At 66.3% G+C, this 17056-nt stretch carries 16 protein-coding genes; 6 read left to right on the forward strand and 10 right to left on the reverse strand.

Annotated features, from left to right (window positions below; translation table 11 throughout):
- Positions 1 to 148 precede the first annotated feature (148 nt).
- On the forward strand, positions 149 to 541 hold the full coding sequence (locus GQY20_RS11780; protein ID WP_157217252.1) for a limonene-1,2-epoxide hydrolase family protein: 393 nt from the start codon (positions 149 to 151) through the stop codon (positions 539 to 541).
- A 69-nt stretch (positions 542 to 610) separates the two neighbouring features.
- On the forward strand, positions 611 to 1078 hold the full coding sequence (locus GQY20_RS11785) for a DUF1203 domain-containing protein (protein WP_157217253.1): 468 nt from the start codon (positions 611 to 613) through the stop codon (positions 1076 to 1078).
- Between the two features lie 131 nt (positions 1079 to 1209).
- On the opposite strand, the gene GQY20_RS11790 is transcribed toward GQY20_RS11785, so the two are convergent.
- Positions 1210 to 1665: an SRPBCC family protein gene (locus tag GQY20_RS11790; RefSeq protein WP_157217254.1), complete on the reverse strand. Its 456-nt coding sequence runs from the start codon at positions 1663 to 1665 to the stop codon at positions 1210 to 1212.
- An 80-nt stretch (positions 1666 to 1745) separates the two neighbouring features.
- On the opposite strand from GQY20_RS11790, the gene GQY20_RS11795 reads away from it, so the two are divergent.
- On the forward strand, positions 1746 to 2078 hold the full coding sequence (locus GQY20_RS11795; RefSeq protein WP_157217255.1) for an ArsR/SmtB family transcription factor: 333 nt from the start codon (positions 1746 to 1748) through the stop codon (positions 2076 to 2078).
- A 22-nt stretch (positions 2079 to 2100) separates the two neighbouring features.
- Here the strand turns inward: GQY20_RS11795 and GQY20_RS11800 are convergent, their stop codons facing one another.
- Positions 2101 to 2463, reverse strand: coding sequence for a response regulator (locus GQY20_RS11800; protein ID WP_157217256.1), 363 nt, complete (start codon positions 2461 to 2463; stop codon positions 2101 to 2103).
- Positions 2464 to 2574: 111 nt separating this feature from the next.
- Entirely contained in the window at positions 2575 to 5007 is a 2433-nt protein-coding gene (locus tag GQY20_RS11805) for a hybrid sensor histidine kinase/response regulator (RefSeq protein WP_157217257.1), read from the reverse strand.
- A 146-nt stretch (positions 5008 to 5153) separates the two neighbouring features.
- On the opposite strand from GQY20_RS11805, the gene GQY20_RS11810 reads away from it, so the two are divergent.
- Positions 5154 to 5816: a Crp/Fnr family transcriptional regulator gene (locus GQY20_RS11810; RefSeq protein ID WP_157217258.1), complete on the forward strand. Its 663-nt coding sequence runs from the start codon at positions 5154 to 5156 to the stop codon at positions 5814 to 5816.
- A 15-nt stretch (positions 5817 to 5831) separates the two neighbouring features.
- On the opposite strand, the gene GQY20_RS11815 is transcribed toward GQY20_RS11810, so the two are convergent.
- From GQY20_RS11815 to GQY20_RS11825, 3 genes are all read right to left on the reverse strand, one after another.
- On the reverse strand, positions 5832 to 7460 hold the full coding sequence (locus GQY20_RS11815; protein ID WP_198350924.1) for a tetratricopeptide repeat-containing protein: 1629 nt from the start codon (positions 7458 to 7460) through the stop codon (positions 5832 to 5834).
- Positions 7461 to 7595: 135 nt separating this feature from the next.
- Entirely contained in the window at positions 7596 to 8255 is a 660-nt protein-coding gene (locus GQY20_RS11820; protein WP_157217260.1) for a hypothetical protein, read from the reverse strand.
- Positions 8256 to 8292: 37 nt separating this feature from the next.
- Positions 8293 to 10005: a toll/interleukin-1 receptor domain-containing protein gene (locus GQY20_RS11825; protein ID WP_157217261.1), complete on the reverse strand. Its 1713-nt coding sequence runs from the start codon at positions 10003 to 10005 to the stop codon at positions 8293 to 8295.
- A 184-nt stretch (positions 10006 to 10189) separates the two neighbouring features.
- On the opposite strand from GQY20_RS11825, the gene GQY20_RS11830 reads away from it, so the two are divergent.
- On the forward strand, positions 10190 to 10534 hold the full coding sequence (locus tag GQY20_RS11830; protein ID WP_157217262.1) for a hypothetical protein: 345 nt from the start codon (positions 10190 to 10192) through the stop codon (positions 10532 to 10534).
- A 15-nt stretch (positions 10535 to 10549) separates the two neighbouring features.
- Here GQY20_RS11830 and GQY20_RS11835 read toward each other — a convergent pair whose 3' ends face one another.
- From GQY20_RS11835 to GQY20_RS11850, 4 genes are all read right to left on the reverse strand, one after another.
- Complete coding sequence (locus GQY20_RS11835) at positions 10550 to 12598, reverse strand: M13 family metallopeptidase (RefSeq protein ID WP_157217263.1); 2049 nt, start codon at positions 12596 to 12598, stop codon at positions 10550 to 10552.
- 58 nt (positions 12599 to 12656) lie between these two features.
- Positions 12657 to 13256, reverse strand: coding sequence for a nucleotidyltransferase family protein (locus GQY20_RS11840; RefSeq protein WP_157217264.1), 600 nt, complete (start codon positions 13254 to 13256; stop codon positions 12657 to 12659).
- 7 nt (positions 13257 to 13263) lie between these two features.
- Positions 13264 to 15201 carry a potassium transporter Kup gene (locus GQY20_RS11845; protein WP_157217265.1) on the reverse strand — a complete coding sequence of 646 codons (1938 nt, stop codon included), beginning with the start codon at positions 15199 to 15201 and terminating at the stop codon, positions 13264 to 13266.
- Between the two features lie 124 nt (positions 15202 to 15325).
- A complete protein-coding gene (locus tag GQY20_RS11850; protein WP_232476006.1) occupies positions 15326 to 15973 on the reverse strand; it encodes an Lrp/AsnC family transcriptional regulator in 648 nt (215 codons plus the stop codon).
- Here GQY20_RS11850 and ald point away from each other — a divergent pair.
- The gene (gene ald / locus GQY20_RS11855; protein ID WP_157217266.1) at positions 15938 to 17047 is read left to right on the forward strand and encodes an alanine dehydrogenase; all 1110 of its coding nucleotides are present in this window, start codon (positions 15938 to 15940) and stop codon (positions 17045 to 17047) included. The genes GQY20_RS11850 and ald overlap by 36 nt on opposite strands.
- Positions 17048 to 17056 lie beyond the last annotated feature (9 nt).

Here is a 17056-nt window from a genome sequence, read left to right on the forward strand (position 1 = left end):
CGTAGATCGCCGAAGCGTAGGGTTCAACGCGAAGCTGTTCGTACTGGAAATGTTCCAAGAGAACAAGAGGGGAACTTCCGGCAATCCAGCCCCGGTTGCCGAATGGCGCGCGACAGCTATGGTGCCGGAAAATACAGGGGAGAGAGACATGTCACAGGCATGCGACGAAGTTCTGCGCTTCTTTGGAGAATGGAGCAGCATCGAGGCGATGATCGAATCGATCCGGCGTCGCTTCACGCAGGATACGGTCTGGGACAATGTCGGCTTCGCCAAAACGGTCGGTCCCGACGAAGCGGTGGCATTCATGGACATGTTCGTCCGCCAGGCGAAGGTAACGGGCGGCTATGTCGTGACCCATCACATCGCGGCGGCCGGCTCGATCGTGCTGACGGAGCGAACGGACATCTTCCACGATGCGGCGGGCAAGGAGGTGATCCGCATCCCCTTGATGGGCATTTTCGAGATGGACGGACCGCGCGTGCTCGCCTGGCGCGACTATTCGGACGTGGCCGCAGTCTCCGCGCATCTCGCCGCGCTTTGACCGCAAGCCGCGGGATGCGGCCGTGCGGCTTGCGGGGCAGACCGGATGCGCCTTTCACAGGAGCATATCATGTCCTTCCGCATCACCGGCCTCGATCCCGCCCCATTCCGTCCGCTTTACGGCCTCGACGACGCAGCGCTGGCTGCGCGCGGTGCGCGGCGCTGCATCGCCGATGCCCGCCCCGGCTATCCCGATCGCATCGAATTGCGCGACGCCGAGCCGGGCGAACGGCTGATCCTGCTCAACTACCTCCATCAGCCGGCAAACACGCCCTATCGATCGAGCCATGCCATTTTCGTGCGCGAAGGCGCCGAGACGCGCTGCGACCTGATCGACGCCATCCCGACCGCTCTCGCAATCAGGCCGATCTCGCTACGCGCCTTCGACAACGACGGCGAAATGAAGGACGCGCGGCTGATCGACGGAGACGACCTCAAGCTGGCGATCGAGGCGATGCTGGAGCACGAGGCAACGGCGTATCTCCATGCCCATTATGCGACGCGAGGCTGCTATGCGGCGCGTGTCGACCGGGCTTGAAGCGGGACGCCCATCCTCTCCGGAACGGGGCAGGCGTTCCCGCATAAGACAAGCGCCACCTCCGAGGTGAGCGGGAGCCCCTCCACCACCTTCGGCGGTCCCCCTCCCCGTTCCGGGAGGATGGGAAGCCGCTATTTATACATGCCCTCGCGCAGGTTGATGCCATATTCGATCCACGCCTTGAGCGCGCAGAGCATCTGCGACCAGCCCATGCAATTGCCATAGGAGGCCTTGAGGCCGGCCGGCGTCTCCCGCCATCCGGTCTCGGTGATCGTCACCAGCGTGCGATCGTCCTCCAGCGGCTCGAAGGTCATGGTGACGGTGGTGCGGTAGGGTGCCGTCCCCTCGCCTTCATTGGCATCCCATTCCAGTATGATACGCCGATCCCGTTCGACCTCGATCACCGTCACCGGAAAGGCGCCCGGAAAATCGTGGAAGTCCCAGCTGACGACGGCTCCTGTCTCAAGCCGGCCTTTGGCGCCACCGGTGGTGAAATAGGCGGACAGCCGATCCGGATCGGCAACAGCCTCGAACACCTCGCTAACTGGCCGCAAGACATGGGCGGATACGCTGAATTTCAGTTCCACGGCACGGCTCCTCGTTTCGATGCGGCTTTCCGCTGCGGTGCGCGCTTGCATCGAGTCCCGACAGGTTATACTTTTATAACATGTCTTCTGTCGAGTATCAGGATCGCGTCTTCAAGGCACTCGCCGCTCCGGTGCGCCGCCGGATGCTGGACATGCTGAAAGACGAGCCGCACACCACCGGCACGCTATGCGCGCGGCTCGACGGGCTCGATCGGTGTACGGTGATGCAGCATCTGAAGGTGCTGGAGGAGGCCGACCTGGTGATCGTGCAGCGCAGGGGACGCGAGCGCTGGAATCATCTCAATCCCTTGCCGATCAAGCAGATCCATGACCGCTGGATCGGCCCTTATGCCGCCCGTGCGGTGGATATGCTCGACCGGATGAAATCGGCGCTGGAGCGGCCGTCAGCTTAGCGCAGCTTGCGAACCGCCTGCATCAGGCGTCCGGGAAGCAGCGGTTCAGGGCGGCGCGGATGCCGTCGATTGTGAAGGGCTTGGCGAGGATGCGCGCATCGGCATGGCGCGCCGGCGGCTGATCGGTGAGTCCTCCCGTGGCCAGCAGGAAGGGTATGCCCCCATCCGACAGCGCATCCGCCACCGGCCAGCTCGGTTCGTTGCCGCGCAGATGAACGTCGAGGATCGCAGCGTCGAAATCACCCTTCGCAACCCGATCGAGCGCCTCGGCGACAGTGTCCACCGTACCGACCACCTTGTGGCCGAGCACATCCAGATAGTCTTCCAGCATCATGGCGATGAGCGGTTCATCTTCGATGACGAGAATCGATTTCGGGGTCAGCATGTCAGCGACATAACATCGATCGCGCAGCAGGATAGAGGCTTTCCTTGCGGCATTTTGCCCGGATTGGAACAGTCGGCGCCGCCAACGCAGGCAAGGCGCTGGTCCGACGGATCATTCTTCCGTTTCATCCTCTTCGGCATCCTCCCGCGGCTGGGCGGGCCGCAGCGTATCGCGCGCCGCCTCGGCAAGCTGCTGCACCGAAAATGGCTTGGGCAGGAAGGCGACATTGTCGATCGCGATCGATCGACGAAGCTGCTCCTCCGCATAGCCGGACATGAACAGGATGGGCAAAGCGGGGAATTTCTCCCGGGCGTGGCGTACCAGCGTCGGCCCGTCCATCGTCGGCATCACCACATCGGAGATCAGGAGATCGATCGGCTCATTGTCCGCAGCGGCCTCCAGCGTTTCCAGCGCCTCCTCGCCGTTCGACGCGGTCAGCACCTTATAGCCCTGGCGCGAGAGAGCGCGCTCGGCGACGGCGCGCACCATATCCTCGTCCTCGACCAGCAGGATCGTGCCGCTGCCCCATAGCTCGCCGGACTTTTCCTTGCGCAGCGGCGCCGTGGGAGCCGGCGTCTCGGCGCGATGCACCGGCAGATAGATGACGAAGGTGGTGCCCTGCCCCACCTTGGAATCGACGAATATGAAGCCGCCCGACTGCTTGACGATGCCGTAGACGGTCGAGAGGCCGAGGCCGGTGCCCTTGCCGACCTCCTTGGTGGTGAAGAAAGGCTCGAATACCTTTCCGAGCACGTCTGCCGGGATGCCGACGCCCGTGTCAGAAACGCTGAGCGCGGTATAGTCGGCGATCGGGAGGATGTCGCTGCCGAGCTGGCGCACCTCGGTGGAAGAGACGGAATAGGTTTGCAGCGTCAGCGTCCCGCCGTCCGCCATCGCATCGCGGGCATTGACCGCGAGATTGACGATCACCTGCTCCAGCTGGCCGGGATCGGCGCGCACCGCACCGAGATTGCGGCCATGCTTGACCACAAGGGTCACCGTCTCGCCGAGCAGTCGCTTGAGCAGGTTGGAGATTTCCGAGATCACGTCCGGCAGCTGGAGAATCTGCGGACGCAGCGTCTGCTGGCGGGAGAAGGCGAGCAGTTGCCGGGTCAGGCCGGCGGCGCGGTTCGAATTATGCTTGATCTGCTGGATGTCGTCATAATCACTGTCACCCGGCGTGTGACGCATCATCATCAGATCGCAATGACCGATGATCGCCGTCAATATGTTGTTGAAATCGTGCGCGACGCCGCCGGCGAGCTGCCCCACAGCCTGCATCTTGGTGGCCTGCGCCACCTGGCGTTTCAGCCGGTTCTCCTCGCTATTGTCCTTGAGGCTGAGCAGCACTGCGGCGCTGCCGAGGCCTCGCGCGCCCGCGATGGTGAGCGCGACAGGCTCTTCCGGCCGATGCTTGAGGCGGATGGCGATATCGCCGGACATGGCCTGGCCGGCGGCGAAACGCCGCACCGCATCGGACACGGCCGACTTGTCCTCCTTCACGACGAGATCGCTCGGATAGACCGGCGTATCGCGCGTTCCCGTGCCGGCGGCGCGGGCGAAGGCGTCGTTGATGAACAGGAAGCGCCCGTCGCGCTCCGCCAGGGCAAGGCCGAGCGGCATCATGCCGAGCAGCGCATAGAGATTGGTGGCGGAGGGGCCCTGCGCCTCGCCGGAGGCGGCGTCGGCCTCGTCCAGGATCACGAACAGGGTCGGGCCGTCCGGCCGGGATGGATCGATCGGCACCTGCACGAGCCGCAGCGGCGCCGCATCCTCATCCTCCTGCGCGAGGCGGATCCTGCCATCCTCGCCATTGTGGAGCAGATCGACGAAGGAGCGGCCGGCGATGTCGCCCTCCCCGCCGAGCGCGCGATGCCCGAAGACGCGGTTCGCCGCGATCACCCGCCCGTCATGCGCGACGAGCACGGCCATCATCCCCGCCTCACCGAGGCGCAGGCCCGGCTCACCCTCGATCATCCGGGCGGCTTCACCGGCGATGTCGAAGGTCTCCGCGCGGCCGAAGCGCCAGACGAGATGATCCTCGTGCTGGCCAGCCCGCGCGACCGAGACCTCCAGCGGCCCGTGATCCAGGCGAATTCCATGGACCGGCGCCTGCCCGTCCCGCCACGCGGCGCGGGCGGCCGTGGACAGGCTTTCCACCGCCTGCTCGCCAAGCGGAATGCCCGGCGGCGGGGCATAGCCCCTGAACCAGTTCGCGAAGGTGCGATTGGCATAGACCAGCTTGCCCGCCCGATCGGTGATGGCGACAGCGTCGGCGCCCTCGTCCAGCGCGGCGCCGAGCAGCGCGATATCCAGCATCGGCGCGGCCGCAGCCGATGCGCGGCGGAATTGGGCGAAGAGCAGCACAAGCATCGCGAGCGCCAGGAAGGTGGCGAGAAATGCCGCGGCGAAGACGATATCGCCGAGCGCCCAGAGCAACAGCAGCGCCGAGACGAGGCCAGCCGCCGAGACGCCGAACAGGATCAGCCGATCGGCCGCTTCATAACCGAGGCGCGAAGGGCTGCCGGGATAGGAGGATGCCATAGCCGGCTGTCTTCCGCCCCGCCCGTTCGCGCGTCAAGCCGTCGGCCCGCGACGGGCCGCGAAAGCGCGACGAGTGCGTGGCGGCTTTACTCCGCGCTTGAAATACATTGTTTGTGCTCCACAGTGGCGGGCGGGGAATGCATCACTTGACTGATCCGGATCTGCTGACCTTCTTCACGACGACGTTCGGCTGCCCGGCCGACGTGGCGGCGACGCTGCTCCAGCGCAGCGCGCGCAAGAGCCATGCGCCACGCACCATCGTGATCGCCTCCGGCACCCGCACGTCGAGCCTGTTCCTCGTCGTTTCCGGCCATGCGGTGGCGCAGCTCTACACGTTCGACGGGCGGCTGGTGCTGCTGCACGAATATCTGCCGGGCGACCTGTTCGGCGCGCTCGACCAGGATGCCGAGGCGGACGACCATGAGGTGGTGGCGACCGACCAGCTCATCACCGCGATGTTCGCAACGGCGGATTTCATCGCTCTCGCGGAGCTGCATGCCTGCGTCGGTCTCGCCCTTTCGCGCATGCTGCTGCGCCGGCTGCAGGCGATGACGAACCGCATGTACGAGCGGACCACCCTCTCCTCGATCGGGCGCGTCCATGCCGAGCTGCTGCGCCTGGCGCGCGACGGCGACGGGCGCACGATCCGGCCGGTGCCGATCGTGACCGATCTCGCCCAGCGGGTGCACACCTCACGCGAAACCGCCTCCCGCGCGATCAGCGGGCTGGAGCGGCGCGGCATATTGCGGCGCGAGGAAGGCTGCCTGATCATCGTTGCGCCGGAGCAGCTGCGCGCCCTGGTGGTGTAAGCCGCCGGAACGGCGTCAGTCGACGCCGCGCTGGCGGGCGAGCGCATAGACCGGCACCGGCAGGCCGTCCTCGCCGACCACCTCGCCGACTAGGCCCGTGCCCGGCGGCGCGGCATTCTCCGCCCAGAGCGCCAGGGTGAAGCCCTCGGTGACGTGGATGGCGCCGGGCGGGACGGAGCCGAGCAGCCTGGCGGGAGCCTTGGCCGCCGGGCCGAACAGCGTCGTGCCGCCGGTCAGCGGGTCCTGCAGCCGGAAGACCGAGCCGAAATGGCCGGCGATGCGCCAGGCGCCGAATGCGGCCAGCGCCCGGGCGAGCGCCTGCGCCGCCGCCACGGCCGCAGCCGTCTCGGCAAAGGCGAGATGCAACGTGCCCGCGGCCCAGCAGGGCGGCACCGTCATGTTCCCGGATGCGGCGAGAGCATCGGCAATCGCGGCGAGGCGGGCCGAGAGATCCTCGGGCGCGAGCCGCCCGCCCCTGTCCGCGACCGGCGATAGAGCCAGCATCGCCGCCATGTGGTGCTGCTCGTCCGCATCGGGCAGCAAGGCGGGGGCCGGCGGCGCGGCCGCGGTGCGCGGTGCGGTGACGCGCAACTGGCGACGGCCGGCGGCGAGCCAGCGCTGGCCGACGCGCATGCTGTTGTCGCCGCCGACGCCGCCATCGGCCTCCTCCGCGGTGACGAGCAGCTGAACTGCCTCGCTCTGCAGCAGGCCGGCCTGCATGGCCGCGCCGCCCATCGCCATCATGTCGGCGAGCGCGATGGCGGCGTGATCCACCGGGCCATGTTCGGCACCTATCTCCCGCACCGTCTCCGCCCGTTCGATCAGCGCGTCGAAGCGGGTCAGCCAGTCGGCCCCGAAAGGCTCGACCGAGCGGCTGGCAAAGCCCGCGCGATCGCCCGGCAGCACGACGTGAAGCTCCGCCCCTGCCGCCAGCGCCGCTTCGGCGATGACAATGTCCGCACCCGCGGCGAGCGCGCCGAATGCGAAGCCGATCCGTTCGGCGGCGATGAGATCCGCGACCGCCCCTGCCAGCGCATCCCCGGCGGCGACCGTGATCGGGCCGGCGAAATGCATGCTGCGCGGCGGGCGGTGCAGATCGAGCCACGCCTTGTCCTCGCCCAGCGCGTCGAGGATCAGCCCGAACTGGCGCAGGGTGGAGGCGTGATCCTCCCACGCGCGCGGGGCCAGCGCGATGCCTTCGGCAAGCGCATCGCGCGCGGCCGCGACCTCGCCCAGCAGGAGCCGCGCCTCGGCCACCGTCGCCGCGCGATAATAAGGGGTTTCCGGCTCGTCGGGCCGCGCCTCGATCCGGGCGATCACCTGGCGGGCATGATCGCGGGCCTGCTCCGGCGCACCGGCGAGCAGCGCCAGGGTGGCGGCGTTGATCAGCGGATAGCTGGCGCCGTTGATCGCGGCGGCCGCGGCGTAGGACTCGGCCGCCACGCCGAACAGGCGCTTGCGCTCGGCCAAGGGCGCCGCGAGCGCGCGGTCCTTGAGCAGACGGCCGCGCACGCTGAGCACCGCAGGATCGTCCTTTTCCGCGTCCAACCCCGCCTCGCGGAACAACAGCCAAGCCTGTTCGAGAGCGCCGGAGCGGGCGTGGGCGATGATCGAGATCAACCTGTCAGCGGCACTGGTCGGCAAGGCCGGTCCTCCCCCGGCGGACGGGAGCCCGCGCGGCAAGCAGTTTCAATTCCGCGCGAACGCCGTCCGTCGCCGGCGCAATCTGCCGGCACAAGCGGGGCATGCGCAACCCCGCAAAGCCGTCGACCGCCTTCGTCAAGGCCGCTTCGGGCCCTGATTCTGGCCGGTCGGATCGATGATGATCGTCAGCCACGGATCCTCACCGCTCTCCGGATTGTTGATCGGCACGCGCACGAGAAAGTTGAACGAATAGGTGCGGGTCTCATTCTCCTGCATCGGCCGGCCCTGACGATCGAGCATATAGTTGGCGCAGCGGATGCTGTCCCGGCCCTGGATACGGCGGCGGGAGAGATTGTAGAAGCTCTTGTTCGGATCGTAGCGGGTGCCGGGGCCGTTCGAATCGGCGGCCTTTTCACGCACGAAGATCATCGTCTCGTCCGCCGCGCCGCCATTCTCGGGAAAGAACTGCCATTTGCCGGCGTCGAGCACGACGGTGAAATAGGAAGGATAATGATCGAACTGGACGCCCGCGCCCTCGGCCGGGAGGGGGGTGCCGCTCGCCAGATCGACGCGGATCTGGGCGACGATCTCCTCCTCGGCGACCTCGACCGTGCGACCGTTCAGCAATTCCGCGCGCTGGACGGGCTTGAGCTGGAAGTCCTGATCGAAGCCCAGATACATTACCAGGATGCGATCGGGCTCCGCCACCCCGGCGGGCGGAGCGCTGATCGGCGAATCGCCCCAGCTCGCATCCTTGAAATGAGCCTTGATCTGCCTTGCGGTCTGGAAAGCCATGGGTTCAATCCTTTCACTGTCTGGCAACGCCGCCAAATTACCGGGCGGCGGACGCGATTTCGGAAATGCGGCGGTTGATCAGCGCGATGTCGCTGGACGGGTTGTGCGCGTCCTGGCGGACGGCGGCGATCGCCGTGCGCGCATCGGCGAGATTGGAGCGGGCGGCGGCGCGGTTCGCCTCTGCGAGGGCGAGCGAAGCACGATCCATCGCGATCCAGGCCGCCTGCTGGCGCCAGACGTCGTTGCCGTTCTCGATGCGGAGCAGCGCGGCGAGATCGGCGGAGGCGAGATCGAGCAGGCCGTGGCAGGCGGGATAGTCGCGCTGGGCCATGGCAATGCGCGCCAGCGATCGGTTGGTGATGACCAGCGCATATCGCTTGGCGGTATTGGCCGGGTCGGCGGCGAGCAGCGCCTGATGCAGCGCGCGTTCGGCAAGCCGGTGCTCGCGCGCGGCATCATAGCTGCGCTCGTCCATATAGGTGTCGGCGATCCAGGCATGGGCATTGGCCATTTCGGCCCGCGCATCAGGCACGCCGGCATTCGCCCGCTCGAACCAGTGCAGCGCTTTCAGGAACCAGCCGCGCGCCTCGGCGGGCCGATTCAGGCCGGTAAACAGGACGATGCCGACATTGCTGTCGGAATAGCCCATCTCCATCTGATAGCGGGGATTGGCCGGCGCGATGGCGATCAGGCGGCGGGCGAGCTGTTGATAACGGCGGTAAGCCGCCATCGCGCGGGTGAAGCGGCCGGCGAGTTCGTCGATATGGCCGATCCAATATTCGCTCTGGGCATGGGCGAAGATGCGCGCCGGATCATCGGGCGCCTGGGCGAGCAGCGTTTCGGTGGTACGATGCGCCTCGAGGAACTTGGCGAGCGCGCGATCCAGATCGCCGCGGGTCTCGTCGTCCTGACCCATCGCCTGCAACAGGCGGGCCCGCCGTTCCAGGCTGCCGGCCGGAAGCGCGGCAAGCGTCTCCTGCGCGCCATAGAAGCGCATCGCCCGCTCGTTCACCGCGGACATCACGTCCAGCCTGCCGACCCCGATCAGCCGCTGCCGCAAATCGGTCAGCATGAATTCCACCAGTCCCTCCGCTGCCGCGCGCTGTCGCTCCGCCTCGGCACGGGCGCGCATCGCAACGATCGTCAATATCGCCATGGCTAGCACGGCGACGAGGGCGACGACCGTGACCGCGGTCACACGCCGCAGACGGCGCTGCGCATCGCGCTGGATCAGCATGTCGAGGCCGATACCGAGAATGCCGGCGACGAGCTTCAGGACCCCTAGCCGCTTGCCATCGCCGCCCCTGCGCAGATCGGCGGCGATCGGTTCGATCCCGCCGACGCGCAGCGCCTCGGGAAACGCCTCCTCGGGCTCGCCGCGGACGAGCGCGGCGAGGATCGGCCGATCGGGATGGAGCTGCCGGAACAGCGCGATCTCGCGCGCGACCCAGAGCGAGGCGGCGGCGTCGGGCGAGCAGAGCACGATCAGGCTGTCCGACGCGGCGAGCGCGGCCGTCACTTCCGCGCTGAGATCGTCCGAGGCGGGCAACTCGTCGATATCGCGGAAGATAGGCGTCAGGCGAGCGGGCACCGCACCGCGCTTCGCCTCCCAGCCGACGAGGCGGCGAGGCAGGCGATAGCTTTCGAGACGGGCATGCAGCTGCCGGCCGATCGCGGCATCGCGATGGCTGTAGCTGATGAAGGCGCGATAGCGGCGCTCCACAGCCAGGACAGGCTTGCTCCCCCACATCACCGCGTTCCCGTCTCCCCCGGGCCGAGCATGGTCGGCCTATGCGCCGCGCGGCGGCATCCGACCCTTCCGTAAGCCAAAGGACAAGGCTTTTCCAACGGCGTGACAGGCGTCACGCGCGGCCGGAACGCCCCCGCCCTAAGCCGGGCGGCGAGCAGGCAGCAACGATAGCAGGTGACACGCCATGACCGATCAGGCCGATCCCATCGCCCTCATCTTCAGCATATCCTCCCGGAGCGACATGATCGCGGCGACCGGCGCCCTGCTGCGCGAGCGTGTGGAGATCACCGCCCAATCCATCCAACAAGGCAAGATCTTCGGCAGGGCCGACCGCGCCCGGATCGAGCGGCTGCGCAGCCTGCCCGAATTCGCAGCCGTCGAGGAAGCCGAAACCGACCCGGTCGAGCCGTCCTATGCGGCGGCAGTGGTGACGCTGTGGGGCTGGTCCTCCAGCATACGCGTCACGCCCATGCGCCCGGCAAGGCCGGCGAGGCCGCCACGGCGGATCATCCAGCGGATCATGGGCTGACGCCCGCTCCGCCCCCTACCAGATGCGAACGCGATCCGCCGGAGCCAGATAAAGCTTCGTGCCGGGCGCCGGCTTATAGGCTCCATACCAGGGATCGAGATTGCGCACCGTCGCAGTGCGCTGTTCCGAAGGCGAATGCGGATCGGTGAGCAGGCGCTGGCGCAGGTTCGCCTCGCGATAGCTGCGCCGCCAGACCTGCGCCCATCCCAGATAGAAGCGCTGGTCACCGGTGAAACCGCCCAGCGCAGGCGCCGGCTTGCCTTTCAACGCCATCAGATAAGCATCGTGCGAGACGGTGAGACCGGCAAGATCGGCGATGTTCTCGCCGAGCGTCAACGCACCCTGGATGTGAAGGCCGGGCAGCGGCTCATAGGCGTCATATTGCTTCACCAGGCGATCGGTAAGCGCGGTGAAGCGCTGCACGTCCTGCGGTGTCCACCAGTCGGCGAGACGGCCGGTCTTGTCATATTTGCGACCCTGATCGTCGAAATGGTGGCTGAGCTCATGCCCGATCACCGCACCGATGCCGCCATAGTTGATCGCGGGATCGGCCTTCGGGTCGAAGAAGGGCGGCTGCAGAATGGCGGCCGGAAAGACGATCTCGTTCCACGCCGGATTGGCGTAGGCGTTGATTTCCATCGGCGTCATGAACCATTCGGCGCGATCGGCCGGCTTGCCGAGCTTGTTCAGTTTACGTTGCCAGTCGAACTCGCTCGCCCGCTCAACATTGCCGTAGAGATCGTGCGCATCGACGCGCAGCGCCGAATAATCGCGCCATTTGGAAGGATAGCCGATCTTGGGACGGAAGGCGGCGAGCTTGGCACGTGCCTCGGCCTTGGTCCCGGGATCCATCCAGCTGAGGTTCTGGAGGCGCTTGTCCCACGCTGCGATGATGTTGCGTACGAGCTGGTCTGCCGCGGCTTTCGCCTCCGGCGGGAAATAGCGCGCGACATATTTCTGGCCGACCGCCTCGCCCATCGAGGAGTTCACCAGATCGACCGCACGCTTCCAGCGGGCGCGGTTCTCGGGCGTGCCGTTCAGCACCGTGCCGTGAAAGGCGAAATTGGCGTCGACAAATGCCTTCGAAAGATAGGGGGCGGCTCCGTCCAGTGTCTGGATCCAGAGATAATCCTTGAGCACGGGGAGCGGCGCGGCGGCGATCGCAGAGGCCGCGCCGGCGATCGCGCTCGGCTGCGACACGAGAAAATCGTGCGGCCCTTCCAGACCCGCGGCAGTGAAATACGCCTTCCAGTCGAAGCCCGGTGCCTTGCTGTCGAAATCGGCCCGCAGGAAGGGATTATAGACCTTATCGCTGTCCCGGCTGTCGACGCGCGTCCACTGCGCCTCGGCAATGCGCGTCTCAAAGTCGAGCACGGCCTTGGCACGCGCCGCGCCGTCCGGCTCGCCCGCCAGCCCGAACAGCTTTTCCATATAGGCCACATAGGCAGCCCTGGTTTCGACCATGCTGGCATCGGATTTCAGATAATAGTCGCGATCGGGCAGGCCGAGGCCGCCCTGCGAGACCTGAACGATCATCTTGTCGGGATTTTTGTCGTCGATTCCAACGGTGGCATCGATCGGGCCGACTACACCCGCCCGCAAAGCCTTGCCGAGCGCCGCGGCATAGTCCGCCTTGGTAGCAATCGCCCGGATCGCCGCCAGTTCCGGCTGGACGGGAGCAATGCCGCGCGCCTCCACCCCCTTCTCATCGAGGAAGCTTGCGTAGAGCGCACCGATCTTCGAGGCGGGATCGGACTGCTCGGCCTGCAGAATGTCCCGCGTCCGTTCGAAGGACAGATCATCGAGGACCGAGAACATGCCGAAATTGGAGCGATCCGCGGGAATAGGCGTCTTCTTGGCCCAATCGCCATTGGCGTAGAGATAGAAATCGTCGCCCGGAGCGACCGACCGATCCATGCCCGATTCGTCGAAGCCGTAGCTGCCGATCGCGGGCTTGCCGGAGGCGGATGCCACGCGATGCGCCGTCGCGGCGACCGTAGCGGAAATGGCAGCGATGGAGAGAAGGCCGCTGGACGCGGCGAGCACTATGAAACGCTTACGCATGACGAACCCGGTGTCTCAGTTGACTATGACACGAGGCATAGCGATTCGGGCCGGCGGATCAACCTGCCGATTCATCCGGGCGATGCGTCGGTCTCTCCCCATGGAGCTGCGCGGCCCGATCGACATCCCGGACGACGCCCCGCGCGCGCACCGGATACCGATGTACGGAGCCGAGCGCGGCGAGCCCCCTGTCGCCCCGCAACGCGGCGATCCGACGAACATCGGGCCTATCCAGCAGCACCGGGTGGCCAGGCCGCCCGCGCCATAGCGGCCTTATCATGCCGACGCGCGCATGCGTCTTGCGGCGCAGGAGGCGGCCGGCGATTTCGTGCGGGACGGACGGCATATCGGCGAGAAAGACGAAAACGGCCCGTTCGATCGGCCACAGCGCGGCAAAAGCTGCGCGCAGACTGGCGGAAAGCCCCTGACGATGATCGCGTGCCCGCACCACGGCGACCCTGACGCCTGCCTTGCGGACCGTGGCGGCAATGCGGGGAGCTTGCGCACCGGTTACTACGACCACACGGGCGACGGGCGCTGCACGGGCCGCAGCAAGGGCATGCAGGACCAGCGGACGGCCGGCGAGCGGAGCCATCAGCTTGTTGGCGGAACCGAACCGGGTCGATCGTCCGGCAGCGAGCAGGATCGCGACGCGCACGCCGCGCTCAGATCTCGACCTGGCTGCCCAACTCGACGACGCGATTGGTCGGCAGCTTGAAGAATTCCATCGCGCTTTCCGCGTTACGCAGCATCCAGGCGAAGAGCTTTTCGCGCCACAGCGCCATGCCCGGGCGCGACGATGCGATCAGCGTCTGCCGCGACAGGAAGAAGCTGGTGTCCATCATCTTGAATTCAGGACCGCAGCTGACGATTCGCGATAGCGCGGCCGGCACGTCCGGATCCTGCATGAAGCCATAGCGGACGTGGAAGCGGTAGAAGCCCTGTTCGAGATCGACGACGGTGCAGCGCCCGGGCTCGTCGACATAGGGCACGTCCTCGATCTTCACGGTGAGCAGGATCACCCGTTCGTGCAGGACCTTGTTGTGCTTCAGATTGTGCAGCAGCGCATGGGGCACGCCATCGGCGGACGAGGTCATGAACACCGCGGTGCCCGGAACACGCGTCGCCGAATTGGCGGCGGATTTTACGAACACCTGCACCGGCATCGCCGATTCACGCATCCGGTTGATCATCAGCGCGCGCCCCTTCGACCAGGTGGTGAGCATGGTGAAGGCGAGCAGGCCAATGGCGAGCGGGAACCAGCCGCCGTCGGGTACCTTGGTGAGATTGGCGGTGAAATAGGCGAAATCGACCGCGAAGAAGACCAGCAGCAGGCCGGCCGCGGCGAACCTGTTCCACTTCCACAGGCTGAACAGCACCACGCCGAGCAGGCAGGTATCGATCAGCATCGCACCGGTGACCGCGATGCCATAGGCCGCGGCAAGGTTGGTCGAGCTGCGGAAAGTGAGCACGAGCAGGATCACCATCACCATCAGCGTCCAGTTGACCGACGGGATGTAGATCTGGCCGGCGGCCGAGGCGCTGGTGTGGGTGATGCGGAGGCGCGGGATGAAGCCGAGCTGGATCGCCTGCTGGGTGACCGAGAAGGCACCCGAGATCACCGCCTGGCTGGCGATCACCGTCGCCATCGTCGCCAGGATGACGAGCGGCAGGCGGAGCGAATCGGGCGCCAGCAGGAAGAAGGGATTGTGGATGATCACCGCGGCTTCGGCCGGCGTCGCGGAAAGGATCATCGCGCCCTGGCCGAGATAGTTCAGCATCAGCGCCGGCAGGACAAAATAGAGCCAGGACAGCCGGATCGGCCGCCGCCCGAAATGACCCATGTCCGCATAGAGGGCCTCAGCCCCCGTCACCGCCAGCACGACCGAACCCATGGCAAGGAAGCCGAGCACGAAATCGTCGGCGAAGAAGCGGATGGCGTAAAGCGGGTTGAGCGCCACCAATATATGCGGGCTGGCAGCGATATGAACGATGCCGAGCACCGCCAGAGTCAGGAAATAAACCGCCATGATCGGGCCGAACAGCAGGCCGACCTTGGCTGTGCCGCGCGCCTGGATGGTGAACAGGCCGATCAGGATGCCAATGGCGAGGGGCAGGACGAGCGGGGAAAAACCGGCCTCGACCACCGCCAGACCTTCCACCGCCGACAGCACCGAGATGGCCGGGGTGATCATGCTGTCGCCGTAAAAGAGCGCGGTGGCGAATACGCCGAGCAGGACGAGGCCGCGCGTCCAGCGCTTCTTGGCATTTGTAGAGCGCGAGATCAGGGCCAGAAGGGCGAGGCTGCCGCCCTCCCCCTTATTGTCGGCACGCATGATGATGGTGACATATTTCACAGTCACCACGAGCATCATCGACCAGAAGATGAGGCTGAGCACGCCCATGACGTGGAGATGATCGGGCACCAGCGGGTGATGGCCGACGAACGTCTCGCGGAAGGCATAGAGCGGGCTGGTGCCGATGTCGCCGAAGACGACGCCGATCGCGCCCAGCGACAGCTTCCACAGCGCCTGATCGCCGTGACCATGCTCGTATGATGCGTGTACGGCCGAAGCCGGAACGCCGCTCGCCGTTTCGTTCATCGGCGGCCGGACCTTCGGTCCGGACTGGAATGCTGACCCATGCTTCCGCCTGATGCCCCGTGGCGACTGGCGCGCGCCACTAGCACTTCCCATGATGCGTCGCAACAGGGGCGCCCCGATGCCATCACGCGCCGCGGAACAGCGCGTCGGCTTCACTTCGCGTAGCTACGGAGCGGAGCACGAAACTGGAATTGATCGTCATGACGCCTGGCAATTTACCGAGATGTTCCCGATGGATGCGCTCATAATCGTCGAGATCGCGGCAGACGATTTTGAGCCGATAATCCTGGCCGCCCGACACGAGGGCACATTCCACAATCCCTTCGACCTGGGAAACGGCCGCCTCGAACGCCGCCAGATCCTCCTCTATCTGGGTGCTGAGCGTGATATCTACCAGTGCCGTGACGCGAAAACCGAGTCGGCGATGGCCGAAACGTGCGCCGTATCCCGTGATTCGGCCGGAATCCTCCAGTGCCTGGATGCGCCGCGTGCAGGCGGATTGGGAAAGGCCCGCCCGCTCGGCAATCTGGCTGACCGGCAGGCGAGCGTCGTCCGCCAAGGCCCGCACTATCGCCTGATCGATGCGATCCAGATGCTCGTGCATGAATTTTTGGGTCAAAGGGCGCGGAGCTTCGATTTCATGCATCCATAACGGTCCCGTTGCGCCATCTTTGCAGAGATTCGCGGCCGAGTCGCAGTTTATGCTGCTTTCCAACGGAATGGGAGGATCAGTCAGATGCGCATCGGCGTTCCCAAGGAAATCAAGAATCACGAATATCGCGTCGGGCTGACTCCGGCGTCCGTGGCGGAGCTGAGTGCGGCCGGCCACGAGCTGATCGTCGAGACCCGTGCCGGAATGGGCATCGATTTCGAGGACAGCGACTATGTCGAGGCCGGCGCCCGCATCGTCGCGAACCCCGCCGAGGTGTTCGGCGCCGCCGACATGATCGTGAAGGTGAAGGAACCCCAGCCTTCCGAGATCGCACTGCTCCAACCCCGCCATGTGCTGTTCACCTATCTGCACCTCGCCGCGGACAAGCCGCAGGCGCTGGGCCTGATGCAGTCGGGCGCGACCTGCATCGCCTATGAAACGGTCACCTCGCGCGGCGGCTCCCTGCCCCTTTTGAAACCGATGTCGGAAGTGGCCGGCCGGATGTCGATCCAGGTCGGCGCGCATTATCTGGAAAAGGAACAAGGCGGACGCGGCGTGCTGCTCGGCGGCGTGCCGGGCGTGGCGCCGGCGCGCGTCGCGATATTGGGCGGCGGCGTCGCCGGCGTGAATGCCGCACAGATGGCGGTCGGCATGCGTGCGGACGTGACCATCTACGACATCAACAACGACCGGCTGGCCGAGCTGGACATGTTCTTCTCCAGCCAGATCAAGACGGCCTATGCCAGCAAGGCCGCGATCGCGGCGGCCGTCGCCAAGGCGCATCTGGTGATCGGTGCGGTGCTGGTGCCTGGTGCCGCGGCGCCCAAGCTGGTGACGCGCGAGATGCTGAAGACGATGAAGCGCGGATCCGTGCTGGTCGACATCGCGATAGACCAGGGGGGCTGCTTCGAGACCAGCCACCCCACAACCCATGACGATCCGGTGTTCGTCGAGGAAGGCGTGATCCACTATTGCGTGGCGAACATGCCCGGCGCGGTGGCCCGCACATCCGCCTTCGCGCTCAACAACGCCACCCTTCCCTTCGCGCTGGCGCTCGCCAACAAGGGAGCGGAGGCGGCGATGGCGGCCGACCCGCATCTGGCCGCCGGCCTCAACGTCTCCGCAGGCAAGATCCGTCACCAGGCGGTGGCCGAAGCGCTGGATCTCCGGTTCGAGGGCTGGCACGGCTATTGAGGATCGAGC

Origin of the sequence: Flavisphingomonas formosensis (assembly GCF_009755815.1) — a bacterium.
Lineage (GTDB): Bacteria > Pseudomonadota > Alphaproteobacteria > Sphingomonadales > Sphingomonadaceae > Flavisphingomonas > Flavisphingomonas formosensis.

Bases quoted from the DNA above. Each gene is read 5' to 3' on its own strand.
- GQY20_RS11835 (WP_157217263.1), bottom strand. From the start codon at position 12,598: ATGCGTAAGCGTTTCATAGTGCTCGCCGCGTCCAGCGGCCTTCTCTCC.
- GQY20_RS11820 (WP_157217260.1), bottom strand. From the start codon at position 8,255: ATGGCTTTCCAGACCGCAAGGCAGATCAAGGCTCATTTCAAGGATGCG.
- GQY20_RS11785 (WP_157217253.1), top strand. From the start codon at position 611: ATGTCCTTCCGCATCACCGGCCTCGATCCCGCCCCATTCCGTCCGCTT.
- ald (WP_157217266.1), top strand. From the start codon at position 15,938: ATGCGCATCGGCGTTCCCAAGGAAATCAAGAATCACGAATATCGCGTC.
- GQY20_RS11805 (WP_157217257.1), bottom strand. From the start codon at position 5,007: ATGGCATCCTCCTATCCCGGCAGCCCTTCGCGCCTCGGTTATGAAGCG.
- GQY20_RS11800 (WP_157217256.1), bottom strand. From the start codon at position 2,463: ATGCTGACCCCGAAATCGATTCTCGTCATCGAAGATGAACCGCTCATC.
- GQY20_RS11830 (WP_157217262.1), top strand. From the start codon at position 10,190: ATGACCGATCAGGCCGATCCCATCGCCCTCATCTTCAGCATATCCTCC.
- GQY20_RS11780 (WP_157217252.1), top strand. From the start codon at position 149: ATGTCACAGGCATGCGACGAAGTTCTGCGCTTCTTTGGAGAATGGAGC.
- GQY20_RS11795 (WP_157217255.1), top strand. From the start codon at position 1,746: ATGTCTTCTGTCGAGTATCAGGATCGCGTCTTCAAGGCACTCGCCGCT.
- GQY20_RS11845 (WP_157217265.1), bottom strand. From the start codon at position 15,201: ATGAACGAAACGGCGAGCGGCGTTCCGGCTTCGGCCGTACACGCATCA.
- GQY20_RS11825 (WP_157217261.1), bottom strand. From the start codon at position 10,005: ATGTGGGGGAGCAAGCCTGTCCTGGCTGTGGAGCGCCGCTATCGCGCC.